Annotated in this window: 27 protein-coding genes, 1 pseudogene and 1 riboswitch; of the genes and pseudogenes, 26 read left to right on the top strand and 2 right to left on the bottom strand. The window is 39.2% G+C overall.

The window, feature by feature from the left end; genetic code table 11:
- The first annotated feature begins 11 nt into the window (after nt 1-11).
- From ACFQ4X_RS12615 to ACFQ4X_RS12595, 5 genes are all read left to right on the top strand, one after another.
- Complete coding sequence (locus ACFQ4X_RS12615; protein WP_066292348.1) at nt 12-1193, top strand: acetyl-CoA C-acetyltransferase; 1182 nt, start codon at nt 12-14, stop codon at nt 1191-1193.
- 18 nt (nt 1194-1211) lie between these two features.
- Nucleotides 1212-2996: an acyl-CoA dehydrogenase family protein gene (locus tag ACFQ4X_RS12610; RefSeq protein ID WP_379835587.1), complete on the top strand. Its 1785-nt coding sequence runs from the start codon at nt 1212-1214 to the stop codon at nt 2994-2996.
- A gap of 619 nt (nt 2997-3615) precedes the next feature.
- Complete coding sequence (locus ACFQ4X_RS12605; protein WP_077359610.1) at nt 3616-3975, top strand: arsenate reductase family protein; 360 nt, start codon at nt 3616-3618, stop codon at nt 3973-3975.
- Between the two features lie 73 nt (nt 3976-4048).
- Nucleotides 4049-4435: a glycine cleavage system protein GcvH gene (gcvH, locus tag ACFQ4X_RS12600; RefSeq protein ID WP_077359609.1), complete on the top strand. Its 387-nt coding sequence runs from the start codon at nt 4049-4051 to the stop codon at nt 4433-4435.
- Nucleotides 4436-4499: 64 nt separating this feature from the next.
- Nucleotides 4500-4739: a YusG family protein gene (locus tag ACFQ4X_RS12595; RefSeq protein ID WP_066292337.1), complete on the top strand. Its 240-nt coding sequence runs from the start codon at nt 4500-4502 to the stop codon at nt 4737-4739.
- 204 nt (nt 4740-4943) lie between these two features.
- Here the strand turns inward: ACFQ4X_RS12595 and ACFQ4X_RS12590 are convergent.
- Nucleotides 4944-5234, bottom strand: a pseudogene (locus ACFQ4X_RS12590) (KGG domain-containing protein); the annotation flags it as partial.
- A 254-nt stretch (nt 5235-5488) separates the two neighbouring features.
- On the opposite strand from ACFQ4X_RS12590, the gene ACFQ4X_RS12585 reads away from it, so the two are divergent.
- From ACFQ4X_RS12585 to ACFQ4X_RS12495, 19 genes are all read left to right on the top strand, one after another.
- Complete coding sequence (locus tag ACFQ4X_RS12585) at nt 5489-5836, top strand: toprim domain-containing protein (RefSeq protein ID WP_379835584.1); 348 nt, start codon at nt 5489-5491, stop codon at nt 5834-5836.
- 368 nt (nt 5837-6204) lie between these two features.
- Nucleotides 6205-6546 carry a thioredoxin family protein gene (locus tag ACFQ4X_RS12580; protein WP_379835582.1) on the top strand — a complete coding sequence of 114 codons (342 nt, stop codon included), beginning with the start codon at nt 6205-6207 and terminating at the stop codon, nt 6544-6546.
- Between the two features lie 455 nt (nt 6547-7001).
- A complete protein-coding gene (gene sigI, locus ACFQ4X_RS12575) occupies nt 7002-7757 on the top strand; it encodes an RNA polymerase sigma-I factor (RefSeq protein ID WP_226535661.1) in 756 nt (251 codons plus the stop codon).
- Between the two features lie 89 nt (nt 7758-7846).
- Nucleotides 7847-8953 carry an anti-sigma-I factor RsgI family protein gene (locus ACFQ4X_RS12570; protein ID WP_379835580.1) on the top strand — a complete coding sequence of 369 codons (1107 nt, stop codon included), beginning with the start codon at nt 7847-7849 and terminating at the stop codon, nt 8951-8953.
- Nucleotides 8954-9080: 127 nt separating this feature from the next.
- On the top strand, nt 9081-9425 hold the full coding sequence (locus ACFQ4X_RS12565) for a hypothetical protein (protein ID WP_379835578.1): 345 nt from the start codon (nt 9081-9083) through the stop codon (nt 9423-9425).
- A gap of 75 nt (nt 9426-9500) precedes the next feature.
- Nucleotides 9501-9625, top strand: a riboswitch (SAM riboswitch).
- Between the two features lie 90 nt (nt 9626-9715).
- Nucleotides 9716-10741 carry a methionine ABC transporter ATP-binding protein gene (locus ACFQ4X_RS12560; RefSeq protein WP_379835576.1) on the top strand — a complete coding sequence of 342 codons (1026 nt, stop codon included), beginning with the start codon at nt 9716-9718 and terminating at the stop codon, nt 10739-10741.
- Complete coding sequence (locus tag ACFQ4X_RS12555) at nt 10734-11402, top strand: methionine ABC transporter permease (RefSeq protein ID WP_379835574.1); 669 nt, start codon at nt 10734-10736, stop codon at nt 11400-11402. The genes ACFQ4X_RS12560 and ACFQ4X_RS12555 overlap by 8 nt, the downstream gene beginning before the upstream one ends.
- A gap of 25 nt (nt 11403-11427) precedes the next feature.
- Entirely contained in the window at nt 11428-12243 is an 816-nt protein-coding gene (locus ACFQ4X_RS12550; RefSeq protein WP_379835572.1) for a MetQ/NlpA family ABC transporter substrate-binding protein, read from the top strand.
- A 428-nt stretch (nt 12244-12671) separates the two neighbouring features.
- Nucleotides 12672-13052 carry a carboxymuconolactone decarboxylase family protein gene (locus ACFQ4X_RS12545; RefSeq protein WP_077359601.1) on the top strand — a complete coding sequence of 127 codons (381 nt, stop codon included), beginning with the start codon at nt 12672-12674 and terminating at the stop codon, nt 13050-13052.
- Between the two features lie 246 nt (nt 13053-13298).
- Nucleotides 13299-13451 (top strand): hypothetical protein, encoded by a 153-nt coding sequence (locus ACFQ4X_RS12540; RefSeq protein ID WP_379835569.1) that lies wholly within the window; start codon nt 13299-13301, stop codon nt 13449-13451.
- Between the two features lie 241 nt (nt 13452-13692).
- Complete coding sequence (sufC, locus tag ACFQ4X_RS12535; RefSeq protein ID WP_077359600.1) at nt 13693-14478, top strand: Fe-S cluster assembly ATPase SufC; 786 nt, start codon at nt 13693-13695, stop codon at nt 14476-14478.
- A 19-nt stretch (nt 14479-14497) separates the two neighbouring features.
- A complete protein-coding gene (sufD, locus tag ACFQ4X_RS12530; RefSeq protein WP_379835567.1) occupies nt 14498-15796 on the top strand; it encodes a Fe-S cluster assembly protein SufD in 1299 nt (432 codons plus the stop codon).
- A gap of 1 nt (nt 15797) precedes the next feature.
- A complete protein-coding gene (locus ACFQ4X_RS12525) occupies nt 15798-17018 on the top strand; it encodes a cysteine desulfurase (RefSeq protein WP_379835565.1) in 1221 nt (406 codons plus the stop codon).
- On the top strand, nt 17008-17448 hold the full coding sequence (sufU, locus tag ACFQ4X_RS12520) for a Fe-S cluster assembly sulfur transfer protein SufU (protein WP_066292297.1): 441 nt from the start codon (nt 17008-17010) through the stop codon (nt 17446-17448). Before ACFQ4X_RS12525 ends, sufU begins: the two co-directional genes overlap by 11 nt.
- 54 nt (nt 17449-17502) lie before the next feature.
- Nucleotides 17503-18900 (top strand): Fe-S cluster assembly protein SufB, encoded by a 1398-nt coding sequence (gene sufB / locus ACFQ4X_RS12515; protein ID WP_379835563.1) that lies wholly within the window; start codon nt 17503-17505, stop codon nt 18898-18900.
- Between the two features lie 194 nt (nt 18901-19094).
- The gene (locus ACFQ4X_RS12510; RefSeq protein WP_379835561.1) at nt 19095-19544 is read left to right on the top strand and encodes an SRPBCC family protein; all 450 of its coding nucleotides are present in this window, start codon (nt 19095-19097) and stop codon (nt 19542-19544) included.
- Nucleotides 19545-19666: 122 nt separating this feature from the next.
- A complete protein-coding gene (gene nfsA / locus ACFQ4X_RS12505; protein WP_379835559.1) occupies nt 19667-20413 on the top strand; it encodes an oxygen-insensitive NADPH nitroreductase in 747 nt (248 codons plus the stop codon).
- A 27-nt stretch (nt 20414-20440) separates the two neighbouring features.
- The gene (locus ACFQ4X_RS12500) at nt 20441-21283 is read left to right on the top strand and encodes a DUF72 domain-containing protein (protein ID WP_379835557.1); all 843 of its coding nucleotides are present in this window, start codon (nt 20441-20443) and stop codon (nt 21281-21283) included.
- 95 nt (nt 21284-21378) lie between these two features.
- Entirely contained in the window at nt 21379-21591 is a 213-nt protein-coding gene (locus tag ACFQ4X_RS12495) for a hypothetical protein (RefSeq protein ID WP_379835555.1), read from the top strand.
- A gap of 34 nt (nt 21592-21625) precedes the next feature.
- On the opposite strand, the gene ACFQ4X_RS12490 is transcribed toward ACFQ4X_RS12495, so the two are convergent.
- Nucleotides 21626-21928, bottom strand: a complete 303-nt coding sequence (locus ACFQ4X_RS12490; RefSeq protein ID WP_379835553.1) for a YunC family protein — start codon at nt 21926-21928, stop codon at nt 21626-21628.
- 141 nt (nt 21929-22069) lie between these two features.
- Between ACFQ4X_RS12490 and ACFQ4X_RS12485 the strand changes: the two genes are divergently transcribed.
- Together ACFQ4X_RS12485 and ACFQ4X_RS12480 are read left to right on the top strand one after the other, a co-directional pair.
- Entirely contained in the window at nt 22070-22864 is a 795-nt protein-coding gene (locus ACFQ4X_RS12485; RefSeq protein WP_379837158.1) for a thymidylate synthase, read from the top strand.
- The gene (locus tag ACFQ4X_RS12480; RefSeq protein WP_379835551.1) at nt 22861-23343 is read left to right on the top strand and encodes a dihydrofolate reductase; all 483 of its coding nucleotides are present in this window, start codon (nt 22861-22863) and stop codon (nt 23341-23343) included. Before ACFQ4X_RS12485 ends, ACFQ4X_RS12480 begins: the two co-directional genes overlap by 4 nt.
- The last annotated feature ends 44 nt before the right edge of the window (nt 23344-23387 follow it).

The raw sequence follows: 23387 nt of genomic DNA, 5'->3' as shown, positions 1-23387 counted from the left end.
GGAAGAAACGAATGTTAAAAGATGCAGTCATAGTTGCAGGTGCTCGAACAGCTGTCGGGAAAGCAAAAAAAGGATCTTTTGCACATATGAGACCGGATGAATTAGCGGCAGTAACGATTAAAGAAACACTACAGCGTGCTGGAAATTACGATGGTCCGATCGATGACCTGATCATTGGATGCGCTGTTCCTGAAGCAGAACAAGGAATGAACATGGCTCGTTTGATTGGAGCGCGTGCTGGTCTGCCTGAAACGGTACCGGCTATTACGATCAACCGCTTCTGTTCTTCTGGTCTGCAAAGTATTGCTTATGGTGCAGAAAAGATTATGCTTGGCGCTGCTGATGCTATCATTGCAGGCGGAGCAGAATCTATGAGTCTTGTACCCGTTGTAGGGCACGTCGTAAAACCAAATCCTTATTTGGTAGAAACGGTTCCTCAATATTATATGGGAATGGGGCACACCGCTGAAGAAGTGGCTAGAAGATTCGGCGTTTCGCGTCAGGATCAGGATGAATTTGCAGTAAGAAGCCACCAAAAAGCTGCTGCGGCTATTAAAGAAGGAAAGTTTAATGATGAGATCGTTCCGGTTTCCGTTATGAAGCGCTGGCTGGATGAACAATCAAAGCTTGTTGAAAAAGAAATTGCGGTTTCTGTCGACGAAGGTGTTCGACCTGATACTTCTTTAGAAGTGTTAGGCAAACTGCGCCCGGCATTTACTCCGACAGGTTCTGTAACAGCAGGGAACTCTTCACAGACAAGCGACGGAGCAGCCTCTGTGTTAGTCATGAACAGAGAAAAAGCGATCGCTGAAGGATTAACACCTCTGTTGAAATTCCGTTCCTTTGCGGTGGCTGGTGTGGCGCCGGATATTATGGGAGTCGGTCCTGTTGCTGCTATTCCAAAAGCATTGAAAATGGCAGGCCTGGAACTTTCAGATATCGGATTATTTGAACTGAATGAAGCTTTTGCCTCGCAGGCAGTTCAAGTTATCCGTGAACTAAATCTGGATGAAAGCAAAGTAAACGTGAATGGCGGAGCAATTGCGCTTGGACATCCGCTTGGATGCTCCGGAACGAAACTTACGCTTACATTACTTCACGAAATGAAGCGCCGAAACGAACAGTTCGGTATTGTGACAATGTGTATCGGCGGCGGAATGGGTGCAGCAGGCGTATTTGAACTTGTTGGATAAAAAAGGAGGAGAATAAGTATGTCAAACACAGCGGAAAAAGAGATTATCGGCGGAAGTTTCTTAATCGAAGACCTCGCTGCAGCAGATATTTACACACCGGAAGATTTTTCAGAAGAACACTTGATGATCGCAAAGACAACAGAAGACTTTGTTGCAAAAGAAGTGGTACCGCAGCTTGAAAAGATGGAAAACCATGACTTTGAGGTATCACGCAAATTGCTTACAAAAGCAGGTGAACTTGGTCTTTTAGGGGCAGATGTTCCAGAAGAATATGGCGGACTTGGTCTAGATAAGATTTCGTCATCATTGATCACTGAAAAATTTGCGCGCGGACGCGGTTTTTCAATCAGTTATGGAGCTCATGTAGGTATCGGATCTCTCCCAATTGTCCTATTTGGAAACGAAGAACAAAAGAAAAAGTATCTGCCAGAGTTAGCAACTGGTGAAAAGATTGCTGCTTATGCCTTAACAGAGCCGGGTTCAGGATCAGATGCACTTGGTGCGAGAACAACGGCGAAGCTTAATGCTGAAGGTACTCATTATATTTTAAATGGTGAAAAGCAATGGATCACGAACTCTGCATTTGCTGATGTCTTCGTTGTATATGCAAAAATCAACGGCGAACAATTCTCAGCTTTTATCGTTGAAAGAGGGTTCCAGGGTGTCTCTACTGGACCTGAAGAAAAGAAGATGGGTATCAAGAGTTCATCTACACGTACATTGATTTTGGAAGATGTAGCTGTTCCAAAGGAAAATCTTTTGTGGGAAGCTGGAAAAGGCCACTTAATCGCATTTAACATTCTGAATATCGGCCGATACAAGCTAGCTTTAGGATGTGTGGGAGCTGCGAAACGAGCATTTGAGGTTTCTGTAAAATATGCAAACGAACGCCAGCAGTTCAAGCGCAAAATCAGTTCTTTCAGCTTGATTCAAGAAAAGCTTGCGAATATGGCGATTTCAACATTCGCATCTGAAAGCTCTGTTTACCGAACAGTAGGGCTGTTCGAAAACCGGTTAGGAGCACTTTCAGATGAAAAGCAAAAGGACGGACGTGAACTTGCAAAAGCAATTGCAGAATATGCGATTGAATGTTCTTTAAACAAAGTATTTGCTTCTGAAACACTTGATTATGTAGTAGATGAAGGCGTTCAAATCCATGGCGGATACGGCTTCATGTCAGAATACGAGATCGAGGGAGCATACCGTGATTCACGTATTAACCGTATTTTTGAAGGAACGAATGAGATCAACCGCTTGCTTGTTCCAGGAACACTCGTTAAAAAAGCGATGAAGAATGAACTGCCATTGATTCAAAAAGCAACAGCTCTTCAGCAAGAATTGATGATGCTTATGCCTGTAGAAGTCGGTACTGAACCGCTGGATCAAGAAAAGTACTTAGTTTCTATGGCTAAGAAAATTTTCTTGATGACTGCTGGTCTTGCTGTTCAAAAATTTGGTCCAAAGCTTGAGCAGGAGCAAGAAGTATTAGCTAATCTTGCAGATATTATCAGCGAGATCTATAGCATGGAATCTGTACTTTTACGTACGGAAAAAGCCATCAGTAAGTCTGGAGCAGGAAAGGCAAAACAAAAGCTTCTTTACACAGAAGTGTATTGCCAAGAAGCATTCAACCGCATTGAAGCACATGCGAAGGAATCCATTATTGCTGTTGAAGAAGGGGATATGCTGCGCATGATGCTTTCTGCATTAAAGAAGCTGACACGCCATACACCTGTGAATGTTATCAAGAAGAAGCGGGAAATCGCTGTATTGCTTCTTGAAGAAGAACGCTACGTTGTTTAATTAATTTTTATTTACGCCAACCTTCAAAAAAAACTTTTCCCTCTTGCCTTGCAGGAGGGCCTTTTTTATTTGGTAAATAGGCTTTTACGGTAAATTTTTGTTGTTGTTAAAAATGGTTGATTTTTTAGAAGGGATATTCAATTTTTAGGGGGAAAATGAGGTGAATCTACAAAAATCTAAGCAAGTCAGGTTAAACCCATCGTTAAACGATCAAATAAGGTACAGTTTCGGGTGCCGAAACTGTTTTCAGATAATGCCTAATGGGGTATTCAGTCTTGTCCAAGAGGTCCATTCCAGAAAAAAGAGGCATCAATCCAGAAATTCGGCCAGTTTATCCACGAGTTTTAGCCCTCAATCGAAAAGTTTCAGCTGTTTATCCACGAGTCTGCAATCCTCGACAGCTTCTGCCCCTTGATATACCCTCGCCCACATAATAGAACAACAAAAAAACTGCGGTTAGGACCAGCGGGACAGATTAGACAATGTAGGTACATAGCACAAAGGTGGCCGACCGCACGCCCTGCAGAAAGCTAGCATCCTGGAGAGTGATTTATTATGTGTAAAATTTCTTGTTTTATTGGTGACACTAGTTTGTGGTACTATGAAAAGGGGTGATATAATGCTACTGACAGTATACGAATATCCAAAATGCTCAACATGCCAAAAAGCAAAAAAATGGCTTAAAGAAAATGAAGTAGCCTTTCAGCCTGTACATATCGTGGACAATCCTCCTTCAAAGGAAGAACTAAAAGATTTAGTTCAAAAAAGTGGGTTGGAGATTAAAAAATTCTTTAATACAAGCGGCATGAAGTATCGTGAATTAGGCATGAAAGAGAAAATGAAAACGGCTTCAGATGACGAACTTCTTGAACTATTAGCATCTGATGGCATGCTGATCAAAAGACCAATCGCAACAGATGGGAAAAACGTAACAGTGGGCTTTAAAGAAGAACAGTACGAAAACACTTGGAAAAAGTAAAATTGTTGCTGACTATGATAAAAAAATTTATTGTAGTTACTATAAAAACAAAGAAAAGCTGGAGGGATTACACATGGAATTTCCAAAAGAGTTACGCTATTCAGAAGAACACGAGTGGACTAAAACAGAAGACGGCAATAAAGTTCGTATCGGTATTACGGCATTTGCACAAGACGAGCTTGGAGATATCGTGTTTGTTGAGCTTCCTGAAGTTGGAGATGAGCTTACAGCGGACGAGCCTTTCGGCAGTGTAGAATCAGTAAAAACAGTTTCTGAGCTTTACGCTCCTGTATCTGGAAAAGTTGTAGAAGTAAATGCAGACCTTGACGACAGCCCAGAATTAGTTAACGAATCTCCATATGAGAAAGCATGGATGGTAGTAGTAGAACTTTCAGATTCCTCTGAGCTTGAAAAATTAATGACAGCTGAACAATATGAGGAATTAATTAAAGAAGATTAATGAAAAGAATCTCTTCAGGAAAGAATAGGCGTATTGCTCATTTCTTTTTTGGAGGGATTTTTTTATGAACGAAGATAGACGAGATGTGACTTCAAGAGTATTTGGCAAAATGAAAGGCGGCTCCATGTCGCTTTACCTAGATCAAGATGAGATCGGTCAGATTCGATTTACGAATCAAGGGAATATGTATGAAATGGCTGAGGGTTTTGAATTTGATGCAGACAAAATCTATAAACGTGAAAAGCCCGCCGAGATTCCGAACCCTACAAAATATGTAGATGAATGTGACAAAGGCTGGTGCTAGCAAAAGAGGATGATACAGTGTATCATCCTCTAGCTTTTTTAATGTAGTTTCGGTTTGGTGAAATTAATGAACAAATTGGTGAAATTAATTGGACAGTCCGTCAAATTATCAAATAAAGTTGTCAATATTTCGTTAAAAGTTTTCAAATTAACTTAAACAACTGAGAAATCACACTGGTTTTAAAGCCATTTATTTGCCTATACTTCCGCCTTTAGCACCGATGTTTTGATAAAAACTCTTGTCATGGGTTTTTGAGGTGGCTTGTCCGCCTTTTTGGCCTATTTTTTTATAAAAATCTTTGTTATGTGAAAGGGAAGTTGATTTCCCGCCTTTTTTGCCAATCTCCTGATAAAATTCTGCCTGGTGAGATTCTGCAGTAGATGTGCCCCCTTTTTTTCCGATCTTCTGGTAAAATTCCTTGCCATGTGATTTCGAAGTCTTTTTTCCTCCAAGTCGCCCTGCTTCTTCCCTCGTCATTTTTTCAGTTATAGCCATTGGTAATCTCCTCCTTTTTAATGTATTAAATTTCTGGATGTATTCCTTGAATAACCTTTATTGAAGAGAGTGAAACGCGATTTAAAGCAATTAGGCCAATTAGCATACTGCGCTAAATTTGGGGTAGTAATATAGTAAAAAGGGGAATAGTAATAAAGAACATCTCTTGCAGGATTTTAATAATATAAAGCAAATATATATATTTAAGCGATGCATTCATTTAATAGTTCTTCAATGTATAGGAGAGATGAGTAATGAATGGAAGCATGAATAAAGTAATCATTGTCGAAGGGAAATCCGATAAAGATAAGCTTTCAGCAATTTTAAATGAACCGGTTGAAATTATTTGTACAAATGGCACATTAGGTTTGGATAAATTAGAAGAGCTTGCATTAGCAATTGAAGATAGAGATGTATATATACTAGTGGATGCTGATGAAGCAGGTCATAAACTACGAAAACAGCTTCAGCGAGAGCTCCCGAATGCAGAGCATTTATATATTAATAAGATGTACAGAGAAGTTGCGACGACACCTCTTATGTACTTGGCAAAAGTATTAGTAGGTGCTCACTTTAATATTCACAAAAACTGTTTAGGATGAAATGATGCTAGCTTCACATGAATTAAATATACCTTTGCATGTTAACTGCTCCCAAAAAGAAATTCGGATAAATGAGAAAAATGGGGGGCTTGTTTCAATAGGTCGTAAGAAATCCTCTTATTCCCCTGCGTTTCATCGGTGCTTTCTGATGAAGGGAAAAGAGGTTTTCTTGTTTTTTTCACTTAGGATTTTTAAAGCAAACACGAAACAAAACATCTTAGGTATTTTAACAATCAAGGAAGAATTCGTGATATCCTTATACCAGAAATCGAAATTAAAAAATCACAAATAATACTGATGGAAGACAACAGCCATCTGATGAAGATGACAGGCTGCTTCATATACCATTAGATAAAGCGGAGTTTTATATGAAAGAAATCACAAGAACGAATTGGGAACATGTTATCGAACAATCCATACATAAGCCTTTCTTTCTTTACTTGGAAACACCATTATGCGGTACATGTAAAATGGGGAAAAAAATGATGGAAGTAGCAGTAGAGACAGTTCGAACTCAAAGGGAAAACAATCTGCAGATTGGAGTATGCAATATTAATGAGATGCCGGAACTTGCAGATCAATATGGAATTACGAGTGTCCCTTGTTTAATGGTTTTATCGAGAGGGATGGCTGTAAAAAAGATTTATGCCCTTCAATCTGCAGGAAATATTTATCAAATAATGATAGATCTCTTAAATAAGGAAAAATAATTTGTAATAAAATGTGGGAAAAGCCCCATATTTACTTATGGTCCTCCTAATTCTTTTGAAAAATGATTTTTTAGGGGGTTTTTCCTTAAGAAAAATATGGTAAATTAATGTCTTCTGCACACTTATCTGTAATATAAGATAGTGTGTTTTTTAAATGCAAAAATTAGTCAAACGTTGTCGGAATAAGGGGTTTTTAAGTTAGCGAGTTAATTATCAGTTATTTGCGTCTATTCAGTTATTTAACAAGAAAGTCACAATTGTTACGAGGTCTGTAATATTGTTATAGAACTGTATCCTACAAATGTCAAAAGTCGTGGTATAAATGAATAGGAGAGCTTGTTACATGTTTGCTCCCGGACGATTAGTGGTAAATAAGAATGATTTTATGAAAAACAAAAACAAACGAAGATCGAATAAAACAGAAGTAATTTTTTTAGCAGGGGTGATTGATAATCATGGCATCATTAAATTTAAATGCAGTATTTCCTATAGCAAAGAACAAAATGACAAGCATAGAAGACAAAGTGTTAACGATCCAGGAAAGAAACGATGAAAAATTAAGAAATGAACTAATTGGTGATTACCAGCCATTCATTAAAAAAGTTACATCAAAAGTGTGCAGTCAATATATAGATCGAACAATGGATGAGTTTAGTGTAGGTCTTTTTGCCTTTAATGAAGCGATAGATCAATATCAAGAAGGACAAGGCAGCCGTTTTTTATCGTTTGCAGATATGGTAATCAGACGCCGTGTCATTGACTATATCCGTAAAGAAGTTCGCCAAAACAGATTGATTTTTCTTCAGCCGGATGAAGAAGATGAAGAAGGCCGTTTAGAAGAAAGCTATGCTGAACAAAAAGCAGCTATGGATCATTTTGAAGATCAGATTCAAGTAGAAAACCGTGTTTATGAAATAGAAGAGTATCAAAAGCTTTTAAAAACATTTGGACTAAACTTTAAAGTTTTAAGTAAACATTGTCCAAAACATGTGGATGCACGTGAAAATGCCAAAGAAATTGCTCGTCTTTTAGCAGAAAATGAAGAACTTGCCGCATTTTTAAAGGAAAAAAAGCAATTGCCGATAAAAGATTTATTAAATATGGTCTCCTGTAGTCGTAAAACCATAGAGAGAAATCGAAAGTATATAATAGCGGTATCATTAATATATTTAGGCGATTTCCAAGCGCTGAAATCATACATTCAGCCTTAAGGTGAGGTATATATGATTGCATGGTAAGGGGGATCACTTCCTCTTGCCTGTAATTACTACTGATCCTGCAACTTGCGGGAGGGATACAATTGAAAAGCGGCAGCGGCATTGTAATAGAGGTTAACAACAGAAAAGCTACTTTGCTTATGAAAGATGGAACATTTGTAACGGTAAGAGTACCAGCAGGCAAAAATCCATCAGTGGGCAGAGAGTATCAGGCTTCTTATTTTTCGGAAAGGAAAAGAAGTCTTTTTGTGCTGCCATCTGTAGCTGCGATACTTGCCGTTGTTCTTTTATCAGGATTGATCCCAACCGGAAGCCAGTCAGCAGCAGCGGCTTATGTAAGCTTTGATATCAATCCAAGCTTAGAAGTGGGCGTAGATGAGGAAATGCAGGTTATACAAATTGATGCATTTAATGACGAAGCAAAAAAAATCATAAATAAATATGATCTGAACGTTGAAAATCAATTTTCGTTTGAGGACTTTGCTGATCAGCTTATTAAGGCTTATGAGGAAGAAGGGTATATGGAATCAGACCATTCTATGCTCATCACAACAATTTCCAGTGAAGAAAGCAATGATAAGACTGAAGCTGCTCTAGATCAAGCAGTAAATTCAATTGTTAAAAAGACTGTTGTAAAATACCCTGTCCGCATCACTGTTTCAGAGTCTAATCCTGACACTCGTGAAAAAGCAAAGCAGCTTGGAGTGTCTTCAGGAAAATACAAAGCATTTCAAACTGCAAACATAAACGACAAGACTTTAAAAGAAGAAAAGATAAAAGAGGTTAATTTTCAAGAGCTAAAAGTGAATACTTTATCCTCTAGTGACATAAAAAGCTTACCGCATCCAAGGAAAATTAAAACAGACGACAATGAACGAAAGAATGACTTAAAGATAGCAGTGCCTAAAAAAGCAGTTAGCCAACCAAAAGAAGTTAAAAAGCACAAAGAAAATCATCACAATCACGATAACCACCATAACAAGAAACAAGAAAAATTGGTGAAGCCCAAAGAGAGAAAGTTAAATAATAGCGATAACAAGCATCAAAATCGTGCGTTTAACAGCAATAAACAAAAGAATAATGAACACCAAAACAAAAACGCTAATAATCATCACAAGAAAAATCAGCAGGACCGCAATAAACAGGACCGCAATAAACAAGATCGCGACAAACATCGTAACAAACATTAGCACTAAATATGGTTAATACTGTCGTAATTACAAAAACGATTTTTACTGACTGTCGAACGCTTTATAAAGGTAAACACTCCGTTCCTCTCGAAAAGGTGAAATAACAACCAATTCGGGGGGATTTTATATGCTGGATGTCACCTTTTTTGAAAGACAGATTGGAAAAAGTCCATACTTGCCATTGTATAACATTCCGGTTAAACCTAGATTTAGTCTCAATGATGAAACTACCTTGAGGATTGATTACAGAGAAGGAGAACGTAATCGTATCGTTGTTTTCAGAGGGAATCCTAAGTATCTATCTATGATGCTAGATGGGAAAATGAAGCTTACAACACTCCTTCGCCAAGAGATGATCGAGTTTCACGGGACGTTAAGACAGCGGCTGAAATGGGAAGCCATATTCTACTTAAGCTCCCATTGGGAACAAATATCTGCAGGCGTCTTGATTAAAAGTGTTAAAAATATTTGACACGAATCGACAGTGGTGATATTATTCATCACAGTGATTCAAATGCATTACTTTAACTTAATAACGCAACGCTTTAACTTATCACGAGAGGTGGAGGGACTGGCCCTATGAAACCCGGCAACCGCTAGCTGTATGTAATCCATACTGACTAGAAAGGTGCCAATTCCTGCAAGGCATTCAAATGTCTTGGGAGATGAGGAGAACGCGCATAGAATATTATATGCCTTTCTGCTCATATTGAAGCAGAGGGCATTTTTTTTATTATTAGATTGGAAATGAGGTTAGTTCTATTGATTAATTTACATTCAGTCCGTAAAGTCTTTCAAACCAAAGATGGTGAAGTGAAGGCTGTTGATACGGTAGATTTAAACATAAAACAAGGTGAAATTTACGGCATTATTGGATACAGCGGAGCAGGGAAAAGTACTCTTATCCGGATTCTCAACATGCTGGAAAGACCGACAAGCGGTACGGTTACGATTGGCGGAAAAAATATGTCTGAGCTATCTTCTAAAAAACTAAGAGAAGCTAGACAGGAAATAAGTATGATATTCCAGCACTTCAACCTTTTATGGTCGAGAACCGTTAGAGAGAACATTGCTTTCCCGTTAGAAATCGCTGGGTATCCGAAAGAGAAAATCAAGCAGCGTGTGGACGAGTTGATTGATCTTGTTGGACTAGAAGGCAGAGGCGGTTCATACCCTTCACAGCTTAGTGGAGGTCAGAAACAGCGTGTTGGTATTGCGAGAGCACTTGCCAATGAACCGAAAGTTTTATTATGTGATGAAGCCACTTCAGCACTTGATCCAAAAACAACCGACAGTATTTTAGATCTTCTTGTAGAAATCAACCAGAAGCTAGGTCTAACTATCGTGTTGATTACACATGAAATGCACGTCATACGAAAAATCTGTCACCGAGTTGCGGTAATGGAAAAAGGTAAAGTGGTAGAAGAAGGCGATGTACTGAGCGTCTTTAAAAATCCTAAAGAATCCATTACGAAGGATTTTGTAAAACAAGTTACAGAACCAGAAGAAACGGTGGATACCATTAAGCAATTTATAGAGGAGTTTCCTGAAGGCAGAATTGTTCAGCTTACTTTTGTAGGAGGCCGTGCCGGCCAGCCTTTAATTACGGAGCTGATCCGAAATTTTGAAGTAGATGTTAATATCCTGCAAGGTAAAATTACTCAAACTCAAAATGGTCCATATGGTACGTTATTTATCCAAATAAAAGGTTCTGAAGCGGCACTTTCTAACGCTATGGAATTTTTAAATAGTGTTCAGGTAGAAGTTGAGGTGATTCATAATGGTTAGTACATGGTTCCCCAACGTACAGTGGGACGTTGTTTTAGAAGCAACGAAAGAAACTTTATATATGTCAGCTATTTCAGTTTTTGTAACATTCATTTTAGGCCTCGCTTTGGGTCTTGCATTATATTTAACAGCTCCAGGAAACCTTTGGGAAAACAAATTCCTAAATAGCATCATTGCCATTATTGTGAACGTGTTCCGGTCTATTCCGTTTATTATATTAATTATTTTGCTGATTCCTTTTACGCGCTTTATTGTAGGGACAATGCTTGGAGCAGAAGCAGCATTGCCAGCTTTGATTGTCGGAGCAGCTCCATTTTACGCGCGTATGGTTGAGATTGCTTTGAGAGAAATTAATAAAGGAGTAATTGAAGCAGCGAAATCAATGGGTGCAACAAACACTCAAATTATTTTCAAAGTACTTATTCCAGAAAGCACCCCAGCACTTGTTTCTGGTATTACCGTAACAGCGATTGCACTTGTAAGCTACACAGCAATGGCTGGCGTAGTTGGAGCAGGAGGACTTGGAAACCTTGCTTATATGGAAGGCTACCAAAGGGATAATGCAGATGTAACTTTAGTTTCAACTGTTCTGATCTTGGTCATCGTATTTGTTATTCAATGGATAGGAGATCGATTCACAACAGCTTTAGATAAAAGATAAGCACAAACAACAAGGAGGAAATCACATGAAAAAATTATTTTCTATTATTTTACTTGCTGTAGTTGTGGCAGCACTAGCAGCTTGCGGAAATGATGAGGGCGGCATCAGTGACGAAAAATTAATTGTAGGGGCATCTAACGTGCCTCATGCTGAAATTCTTGAAGAAGCAAAGCCTCTTTTGAAGGAAAAAGGAGTAGAACTTGAAATTAAGACGTTCCAGGATTATGTACTTCCAAATAAGTCATTAGCTGAAAAAGAAATCGGTGCGAACTACTTCCAGCACGTACCTTATTTAGAATCACAAATGAAAGACCATGATTATAAGTTCGAAAATGCAGGCGGCATTCACATTGAACCAATCGGTGTTTATTCAAAAAAATATAAATCTCTAGATGAACTGCCAGAAGGCGCGACAATCATCATGTCCAACTCTGTAGCTGACCATGGCCGTATGCTTGCTCTTTTAGAAAAAGAAGGCTTGATCAAAGTAAAAAAAGGCGCTGGTTTTGAGGCTCAAGTAAAAGACATTGAAGAAAATCCAAAGAACCTGAAGTTCAAAGCAGATGTTGATGCAGGAATGCTTCCAAAAGCTTATAAAAACGGTGAAGGTGACGCAGTACTGATCAATACGAACTATGCGATTGATGCAGGTCTAAATCCGCAAAAAGATGCTATTGCAATTGAAGGAACTGATTCTCCATTCGTAAACATCATTACTGTCCGTGAAGGAGATAAAGATAAGAAATCTGTTAAAGCTCTAGTTGAAGTATTGCGTTCAAAAGAAATTCAGGATTTCATTGAAAAGAAATATGAAGGTGCTGTAGTGCCTGTAACTAAATAAATGAATGAGGGGTGTCTCCACATGAGGAGACACCCTTTTTTGTTTATTTCAGGTGCCCTGAAATTGGATTAAAATGAAATTTATGTGATGGAGACCTGTTTTTATTTGATTGTTAGTGGTTTTTATATGATGAAAGGCTTTTTTTGGTTCATTTTTTCATTCTCTTCATCGACAGGGTGATTGGAGTGAAAGGTGCGAGACTCCTGCGGGATTAGCGGGACAGGTGAGACTTCTAATGGTGCAAAACACCGAGAAGGCTCACCGCTCGCCCCGCGGAAAGCGAGCATCCTGTAACGGAAATAAACCACTTCCAAGAGCAACAAAGCGAAAACAGCCATTTCTTTAAAGAAACCTTTCTTCTTACATATCAGCTACAAAAATAACCCATACTAATCCTGTTTACTAAAATGTGACAGGAGTGTAATGACATGAAACAAGAAGATCAACAAATGCCAGGATCAAACTCTGCACAATACCATCTTATCCGGTATAAAGAAGGTTTAGGAAAATATAACGAAAATATGCCTGAATTAACGCATGCATATAATGAATTTACGCGCCACTGTTTCAAGGAAGGCGAAATTTCCGAAAAATATAAGCAGCTTATTGCACTTGGAATTAGTATTTATTCACAAGATGAGTATTGTATTATCTACCATACAAAAGGATGTCTGGATCAAGGATGTTCTGAAAATGAAATCCTGGAAGCTGTAGGCGTATCTGCCGCATTTGGCGGTGGGGCAGCTATGAGCCAGGGTGTAACGCTTGTTCAAGAATGTATTAAAGAGTTAAATAAACCACGCCATTAATTTTTCCATACATTAACATGTTTTATTAATGTTTAAAAAGGTAATAGGAGTAATGTAGCGGATTCAGCAGGATTATAAAGGGATATTCATCATATATAGATGAAAGCATGTATTACCCTTTCACAAAACTTTGCATTCCATCATATGCAGGTTGTGGATCTGAAGAGCTGCTGATAAGCTAAAACTATCCAAACTCGAAAGGATTGATTCATTATCCACCCCATAAAAGTAAAGCATACATCTGAAATGGAAAAAGCAATGCACCAATCACATGGCTGCGGTTTTGCAGAGTATGAAAGGGACTTGGAGAAGCGGTTAGATGTTGAGAAAGACCGTGAAAAGGAATATAAAAAAGGTTTAGAAGTCGCGGCTGATGCAAATAGAAACCATACGCCGTAAAGCTAGGGGAATAAAAACAAAAGGCTGACTCAAAAGGTGAAATACTGCCTTATGAGTTAGCCTTTTTTCGAATTTCTCAAATAAACAATGAATTATATGAACACAATGGTAAAGTTAAGGGCTCGTTCCCTTGAACATACATTTCATTTGTTATAAGATTAGAATGAGAATAAATTGAGAATGGCTATTTATTGCCTTATTTCAAAAATCTTAAGAATGATTTCTTAATGGAGGTTGTATTATGTCAGCACCTAATTTAAAGATTGAAGATCTTCGTGTATCGATTGAAGATAAAGAGATTATTAAAGGTTTAGATCTCGAAATAAATGGTGGAGAAATCCATGCTATCATGGGGCCGAACGGTACAGGTAAGTCTACTCTTTCTGCAGCGTTAATGGGCCATCCGAAATACGAGGTAACATCAGGGAAGGTTACATTCAATGGTGAAGACCTTTTAGAAATGGAAGTTGATGAGCGTGCACAAGCTGGTCTATTCCTGGCAATGCAATATCCATCAGAAGTAAGCGGTATTACGAACGCAGACTTCCTTCGTTCTGCAATTAATGCAAAGCGTGAAGAAGGCGACGAAATTTCACTAATGAAGTTCATCCGTGAGTTAGACAAGAAGATGGATCACCTTGAAATGGATAACGCTTTCGCTCACCGTTATTTAAACGAAGGTTTCTCTGGTGGAGAAAAGAAGCGTAACGAGATTCTGCAAATGATGATGCTTGAGCCGAAATTAGCAATCCTTGATGAAATCGACTCAGGACTAGATATCGATGCTCTTAAAGTAGTAGCAAAAGGTGTTAATGAAATGCGCAGCCCTGATTTCGGATGCTTAATCATTACTCACTACCAGCGTTTATTGAACTACATCACACCAGACAAAGTACACGTAATGATGCAAGGCCGTATTGTGAAATCTGGAGGACCTGAACTCGCTCAGCGCCTTGAAGCTGAAGGTTATGACTGGATTAAAGAAGAGTTAGGTATTAAAGACGAAACTGTCGGTCAAGAAGCGTAAGCAATAAGGGGGACTATACATGTCAGTTGATACGAGCCTAAGATTTGATAAGGACTACGTAAACGGTTTTTCAAGCAGCAGACAGGAACCCGCTTGGCTGCAGGAGCTTCGTTTGCAAGCATTGGAATTGGCTCAAAATCTTCCAATGCCTAAACCGGACAAAACAAAGATTGATAAATGGAACTTTACAGATTTTAAACATGAGGCAACGGGTAATGCTGTAGCTTTCAACGAACTTCCAGAAGACGTTAAAGCATTGATCGGTTCAGAAGAAGATGCGAAAAACGTTCTTGTTATCTATAACGGAACACCAGTGTTTTTCGCATTGGAGCAAGAAGTTAAAGATCAGGGAGTTATCTACACGGATCTTTTAACAGCGGCAAAAGAACATGAAGACTTAGTTAAAAAGTACATCATGAAAGCTGTTGCAACGGATGAAAACCGCTTAACAGCATTGCATGCATCACTATTTATAAATGGTGCGTTCCTTTATGTTCCTAAAAATGTAGAACTGTCTGCACCGATTCAAGCTGTTTATTATCAAGATGATGAAGCAGCGCTGTTTAATCATGTAATCCTTGCAGCAGAAGACAACAGCTCAGTAACGTATGTAGAAAACTACCTTTCTACAAATGAAAACACAGAGTCTGTAGCAAACATCGTGTCTGAAGTTTATGCAGGCAGCGGTGCGAAAGTTGTTTACGGTGCTGTTGATAACCTTGCAAAAGGAATGACAACATACGTGAACCGCAGAGGCCGTGCTGAAAAAGATGCTCGCATTGAGTGGGCTCTAGGCCAGTTCAATGACGGAAATACCGTCTCTGATAACACGACTCACCTTATCGGAGATGGATCATTTACTGACACGAAGACTGTTACGATCGGGCGCGGTGATCAAAAGCAAAACTTTGTTGCTCAAATCTTTAACCACGGAAAACATTCTGAAGGTTACATCCTGACTCACGGGGTAATGAAAGATAGTGCCAGCTCTATTTTTAACGGTATTACAAAGATTGAGCACGGCGCTACAAAATCTCATGGTGAGCAGACAGAACGTGTTCTTATGTTAAGTGAAAAAGCACGTGGTGACGCTAACCCGATTCTTTTAATTGATGAAGATGACGTTACAGCAGGGCATGCTGCATCTGTAGGCCGAATCGATCCGCTGCAAATGTTCTATCTAATGAGCCGCGGTATTTCGAAAGCGGAAGCAGAGCGTCTTATCATTCATGGATTTTTGGCACCAGTTGTCAGCCAAATGCCTTTAGAATCTGTTAAAAATCGTCTAGTAGAGGTTATTGAAAGGAAAGTGCGCTAACATGAGTGCAAAGGAATGGAGAAAGCTGTTTCCTATCCTCAATCAGGAAGTTAACGGCAAACCTCTTGTCTACCTTGACAGCGCGGCCACTTCACAAAAACCGATACAAGTTATAGAAGCTTTAGATAAGTACTATAAGGAATATAATTCGAATGTTCACCGCGGTGTGCATACTCTTGGAACTCGTGCAACTGATGGGTACGAAGGAGCACGTGAAAAAGTTCGCCGTTTTATCGGTGCTAAATCAACGCAAGAGATTATTTTCACACGCGGAACAACTACTGCAATAAATACTGTTGCAAGAAGCTATGGAATGGCAAACCTTTCTGAAGGTGATGAAATTGTGATCACTCCCATGGAGCATCACAGCAACATCATTCCATGGCAGCAAGTTGCGAAAGTGACTGGAGCAACGCTAAAATACATCCCTTTACAGCCTGACGGGACGATTGACCTTCAAGATGTTGAAAAAACGGTAACAGAGCATACTAAAATTGTCTCAGTTATGCAGGTTTCTAATGTTTTAGGAACAATTAATCCTATTAAAGAAATCGCAGCAATCGCTCATAAGAACGGTGCTGTGATGGTGGTTGATGGTGCTCAAAGTGCTCCGCATATGAAAGTGGATGTCCAAGATCTTAACTGTGATTTCTTTGCCTTCTCTGCTCATAAAATGTGTGGACCGACAGGCATTGGTGTTTTATACGGGAAGAAAGCACTTCTTAATAAAATGGAGCCTGTAGAATTCGGCGGAGAAATGATCGATTTCGTTGGTTTGCAGGAATCAACGTGGAAAGAGCTTCCTTGGAAGTTTGAAGGCGGTACTCCTATTATCGCAGGAGCGATCGGGTTAGGTGCAGCAATCGATTTTCTCGAAGACATCGGGCTAGATAACATTTTAAAATTAGAGCATGAACTTGCTGATTATGCGATGGAACGATTATCTGAACTTGATGGAGTTACGATTTTTGGACCTAAGCATCGTGCCGGACTTGTGACCTTTAACCTGGATGATGTACATCCACATGATGTTGCTACAGTCCTTGATTCAGAAGGAATCGCAGTTCGTGCTGGCCACCATTGTGCACAGCCGCTCATGAAATGGTTAGAAGTAACGGCAACAGCCAGAGCTAGTTTTTATCTGTATAACACTGAAGATGACGTCGATGCTTTCATAAAAGGACTCACAACAGCAAAGGAGTATTTCGGTCATGTCTTCTAATTTAGATCAGCTTTACCGGCAAGTTATTATGGACCATTATAAAAATCCCCGCAATAAAGGGATTTTGGAAGATGGTGCCTTAAATATTAATATGAATAACCCGACATGCGGCGACCGAATCCAGCTTACTTTAAAAGTAGAAGATGGAAAGATCGAGTCTGCTAAATTTGACGGTGAAGGATGTTCCATCAGTCTGGCATCAGCATCAATGATGACGCAAGCAGTTAAAGGGCTTCCTGTAGAAGATGCCCTGAAACTTGCAAAGATTTTTTATGATATGATGTTAGGGAACGATTATGATGATGGATCCTACGATTTAGGTGACATCGAAGCTCTGCAAGGAGTATCAAAATTCCCTGCCCGCATTAAGTGTGCCACACTCGCATGGAAGGCTATGGAACAGGGTGTAGGAAAACAAGAGGAAGAGTAAGTTTCTCTTGAGTTTGAGAATTAGAGTGCCAATCCAGTAAGGAGGGATTCTGCAATGGCTAAGAAAATGCCGGATATCGGCGAATATAAATATGGTTTTAGAGATAAAGACGTATCCATTTTCAGATCTAAGCGTGGTTTAACAAAAGAGATCGTTGAAGAAATTTCACGCATAAAGAGTGAACCAGAGTGGATGCTTGAATTCCGTTTGAAGTCATTAGAGCAGTTCTACAAAATGCCGATGCCGCAATGGGGCGGAGACATGAAGGACTTAAACTTTGATGATATTACGTATTATGTTAAGCCATCTGAAAAATCCGAGAAATCTTGGGATGAAGTACCCGCGGAAATCAAGGCTACTTTTGACAAGCTTGGAATTCCAGAAGCTGAGCAAAAATACCTTGCAGGTGTATCAGCACAATATGAATCTGAAGTTGTTTATCACAACATGAAAGAAGACCTTTCTGATTTAGGGATTCTTTTCACAGATACAGATACAGCTTTAAAAGAGCACGAAGAGATTTTCCGTGAGCATTTCGGAACAATCATTCCGCCTTCTGACAACAAGTTTTCAGCGTTAAACTCTGCAGTATGGTCTGGTGGATCTTTCATTTACGTTCCAAAAGGCATAAAATGTGATACTCCTCTTCAAGCTTACTTCCGAATCAACTCTGAGAACATGGGTCAGTTCGAGCGTACGCTTATCATTGCTGATGAAGACAGCTCAGTACACTACGTAGAAGGTTGTACTGCGCCAGTTTATTCAACAAACTCACTTCATAGTGCGGTTGTTGAAATCATCGTTAAAAAGAACGCTTATTGCCGTTACACAACGATTCAAAACTGGGCGAACAACATCTACAACCTTGTTACAAAGCGTGCTGTAGCTGAAGAGAACGCAACGATGGAATGGGTAGATGGAAATATCGGGTCTCGTCTAACGATGAAATATCCGGCTGTTATCATGAAAGGCCGCGGTGCGAAAGGTACGATTCTATCTATCGCGATCGCTGGTAAAGGACAGCATCAGGATGCAGGAGCAAAAGTATTGCACCTTGCACCAGATTGTTCATCTACAATCGTTTCCAAATCGATCTCTAAGCATGGCGGTAAAGTAACATACCGTGGTATTGCTCACTTCGGGCGTAAATCTGACGGATCTAAATCCAACATTAAGTGTGACACGCTTATCATGGATAACCAATCCACATCAGATACGATTCCGTACAACGAGATTCTAAACAACAACATTACGCTTGAGCACGAAGCAACTGTATCTAAGGTTTCAGAAGATCAGTTATTCTACCTCATGAGCCGTGGTGTTTCTGAACAGGAAGCAACAGAAATGATCGTAATGGGCTTCATCGAGCCATTTACAAAAGAGCTTCCAATGGAATATGCAGTAGAAATGAACCGCCTGATCAAGTTCGAGATGGAAGGTTCTATCGGTTAATGCAAGGAAGACCTTGGTACAATAAGTACCAAGGTCTTTTTATGTGCAAATACATAATGTACTGATGTTGTGAAGGTTTTATATTTTCACTTACTGGAAATTTTTCAACCAGCTTTTCTTTATCAGGAAAAGATAACGTATCTAGATATGATATAATTTTGAAAAGGGATTTTTGTTAATTTGGAGGAGACCCAATGAAACCAATTACCACACCAGATCTGTCGAAAAGACCATTTAGCCTAACGGTAGAACGTCAAATGGATACAAGCCCTGACGTATTATTCCGCGCTTGGACGAAGCAGTTTGATCTATGGTTTGCTGCTCCTGGGACATTATTAATGTATGGAGAAGTTAATACACCATTTTACTTTGAAACAGTTTTTGAAGAACAGCGTCACCCTCATTACGGACGTTTTCTAAGGCTTGAACAAGACCGACTTGTTGAAATAACATGGGTAACAGGTTCTGGTGGAACAGAAGGTGCTGAAACGGTTGTGACCGTTGAAATGGAAGCGGTTCAGAGTGGAACAAGAATCCGCCTTACGCATTCAGGATTTTTAACTGAAGTTACGAGAGACAAGCATAAAGATGCCTGGCCACTAGTTCTTGAACATCTAGACAAACGAATGTTAAGCAGTTCCTGAATAATTCTTGAATTCTATATGTAATTTCAAAGCGAATCCAATTCCTTGGGTTCGCTTTTTTGTTCTCAAAAAGTATATAATGCAATCAACAATCACTATAAAATAAAGGAGCATCCACCCTCATGAATGAAGTGATAGAGACCATATTAGCTCACAAATCAATTCGTAAATTTAAAGACAAATCAATAAGTGAAGAAACAATCACGACACTTGTAGAATGTGCACAGGCTGCCTCAACATCAAGCTATCAGCAGGTATGCACCGTTATTGGGGTTGAAGATCAAGAAAAGAAAGAAAAACTTGCAGAGCTTGCAGGCAATCAGTCTTATGTTGCTGACAACGGCTATTTCTTTGTTTTTTGTATAGATTATAATCGTCATAAAGTTGCAGCTGAAATGCTGGACAAGAATATTAACGACACCATTCAATCAACAGAAGCTTTCATCGTAGGTACAGTTGATGCTTCCCTCGCTGCACAAAATGTGGCGGTTGCAGCTGAATCCCTAGGACTGGGAATCGTATACATAGGCGGAATTCGAAACAATCTTAAAGAAGTCTCCGAATTGCTCGATTGTCCTGAACATGTGCTGCCTTTGTTTGGCATGGCTATAGGATATCCAGATGCTGAGCCCGGTAAGAAACCTCGTTTGCCTATTCCGGCTGTTTTTCATAAAAACGGGTATAAGAAAAATGAGGAAACGAAAAACCTTTTAAAGCAATATGAAAAGGAAACAGCTGAATATTATACGAAGCGCACTGGCGGCAAACGCACGGAAGGATGGGTGACACAAATCACCACTTCAATGTCGACTCCGAAGCGGGCTTATATGAAAGAATTTGTTCGTGAAAAGGGATTAAATAAAACGTAAAAACTTACAGGCAGGTGAGTTTAGAGAATGATAAAAATAGGTGTAACGGGATGGGGAGATCACGATTCACTTTATCTGGACGGTACTCCTGCAAGAGATAAACTGGCGGTTTACAGCGGTCATTTCCCTATTGTAGAAGTGGATTCTTCCTTTTATGCGGTTCAGCCTGCAAAAAACTATGAAAAGTGGGTTGCAGCTACACCAAAGGATTTTTCCTTTGTTGTAAAAGCATATCAAGGGATGACAGGTCATTCGAGAGGAAAGGGACCATTTGATTCTGTTCAACAAATGTTCGAAGCGTTCATACAATCTATTCAGCCGGTGATCTCTTCAGGAAAACTGGAGATGGTCCTTTTTCAGTATCCGCCATGGTTTGACTGCAAAAAAGAGAATGTTCAGATCCTTCGATATGCAAAAGAGATGATGGGTAATATTCCATTAGCTTTAGAGTTTCGGAATCAGACATGGTTTAGTGAAGAAATGAAAGAGAAAACACTCCGGTTCATAGATGAAGAAGGATGGATACACACGGTTTGCGATGAGCCGCAGGCTGGTAGCGGATCTATACCGATTGTCATGCATACAACAGAAGAAAAAACACTGATCCGATTGCATGGCAGAAACGTATACGGATGGAACAGTTCAGGGCAGCCAAATTGGAGAGAAGTACGTTATTTATACCGTTATAATCAAGCAGAGCTGCTGGAGTGGAAAGAACGTATCCAGACGTTAGCTTCCGAAACTAAGAACCTTACAATCTTGTTTAACAACAATTCAGGCGGTGATGCAGCAGATAACGCAAAAGAAATAATTGATCTATTAGAAATACAATACGATTTTCTGGCACCGCGTCAGCTCGATTTATTTTAGTATTCATTTCCTTATATTACAAATTAGTTTCAAAAGGTAATAAATGATTCACTTTAGTAAATAGCCTGATATACTATTAAGGTGAATTAAATAACGTGAGCTGGATGAAGAAAGTGGGGATCACCTTGGATTTCAAAAAATTGATTCAGATGATGTACTACTTGCAAGTTGCCTTTGTCGTCAGTGGCGTTTATTTGCTGTTTATCTACATATTTACAAACAACTCTGAACGGATTCAATTTCTGACACTGGTGTTATGTATCAATTTAATCTCATTAAAAGTCACCAGAGACCGTTTTAAAGCATAAAGAAAACTGCGCGAACCTGCGCAGTTTTTTATTTTTAAAGCATCTTTAAAAGTGCTTTTCTCCCTTGCATACCAACCTCAATACCTTTTTCCCTTGCTTCAAATGTAATAGATTCTAAAGGTGCATCCAGCAGCTGATCGATCGTTCTTACTCCTACAGCACGCCCTGCAATAATTTTACGGTCTGCTAACTTTTCATTCAATAAGGCTACATCTAAAGCTCCGCACATAATATATCCATTCTCGTTAAAAACAGCCATAAAATTTGTTTTTGGCAAACGAAGGGTGACAGCGGTAAACGGATGTCCTTCTATCAAAATCGGGTTCATCTCTAACATGCTTCCACTCCTTTCTCCTTACTATTTTTATGTGTAAAATAGGAAAAAGTGTTAGGTGTTGACTCTAATTTTAAGGTGAAATAATGAACAAAAATGTTAAGGGTATGATACGATTAAAAGAAAAAGAGGAGGCGATAAATGATGAAACAATACTTGGATTTTCTTCAAGATATTTTACATAATGGTACGAAAAAAGAAGATCGGACAGGCACTGGAACAGTCTCTGTATTTGGACGTCAAATGAGATTTGATTTAGAGGAAGGTTTTCCTCTCGTAACAACAAAAAAGCTTCATCTAAAATCAATCATTCATGAACTTTTATGGTTCTTAAAAGGTGATACAAATATCGCCTATCTAAAAGAAAACAAAGTTCGAATTTGGGATGAATGGGCAGATGAAGAAGGGAATTTAGGACCTGTTTACGGCCATCAGTGGCGTTCATGGTCCGCTCCAAACGGTGATACAATCGATCAAATCTCAAACGTCATTGAAGATATAAAAAATAATCCGGATTCTAGAAGATTGATTGTATCAGCATGGAATCCTGCAGATGTACCAAATATGGCTTTGCCGCCATGTCATTTGCTGTTTCAGTTTTACGTTGCAGATGGAAAGCTTTCATGTCAGTTATATCAGCGTTCTGCGGACAGCTTTCTGGGTGTTCCTTTTAACATCGCCTCATATGCCTTGTTAACGATGATGGTGGCTCAGGTGACAGGTTTAAAGCCTGGAGAATTCGTTCATACAGTAGGTGATGCTCATATCTATCTGAACCATCTTGAGCAAGTTAAGCTGCAGCTGACACGTGAACCGAAGCCATTGCCAAAAATGAAATTGAATCCAGCTGTCACAAATATTTTTGATTTTACTTTTGATGACTTTGAACTCGTTGATTATGAATCGCATCCTCATATTAAAGGTGAGGTGAGTGTATGATTTCTTTTGTCGTAGCAATGGATGACAATCGGGCTATCGGAAAAAATAATGATCTGCCTTGGTACCTTCCTAATGATTTAAAGCATTTCAAGAAAACAACGATGGGTAAGCCAATCGTTATGGGCAGAAAAACATACGAATCGATCGGTAAACCCCTCCCAGGCAGAGAAAATATCGTAGTTACCAGAGATAAAAGCTATAAGGCAGAAGGGACAACGATTGTTCATTCTGTAAATGAAGTACTGCAAATGAATGCGGAAGAAATTTGTGTGATAGGCGGTTCAGAGATTTTCAAGCAGTTCCTTCCTGTTGCAGACCGGCTATATATTACTGAGATCCATTATACGTTTGATGCTGATACTTATTTTCCAGAGCTTAGTGCTGATGAATGGAAAGAGGTATCTCGGACTGAAGGAATCGTTGATGAGAAAAACAAATATCCTCATGAATTCGTAGTTTACGAAAAAATTAAGTCTTAAAACTCGAATGAGCCCCCCTCTTGTCTGCATACATTGTAGGAAAG

The sequence above is a fragment of the Fictibacillus halophilus genome, from assembly GCF_042680145.1.
In the GTDB taxonomy this organism is placed as follows: Bacteria; Bacillota; Bacilli; order Bacillales; family Fictibacillaceae; genus Fictibacillus; species Fictibacillus halophilus_A.
Note: the sequence above shows the minus strand (reverse complement) of the source record. Positions and strands in the feature narration are given on the sequence as shown.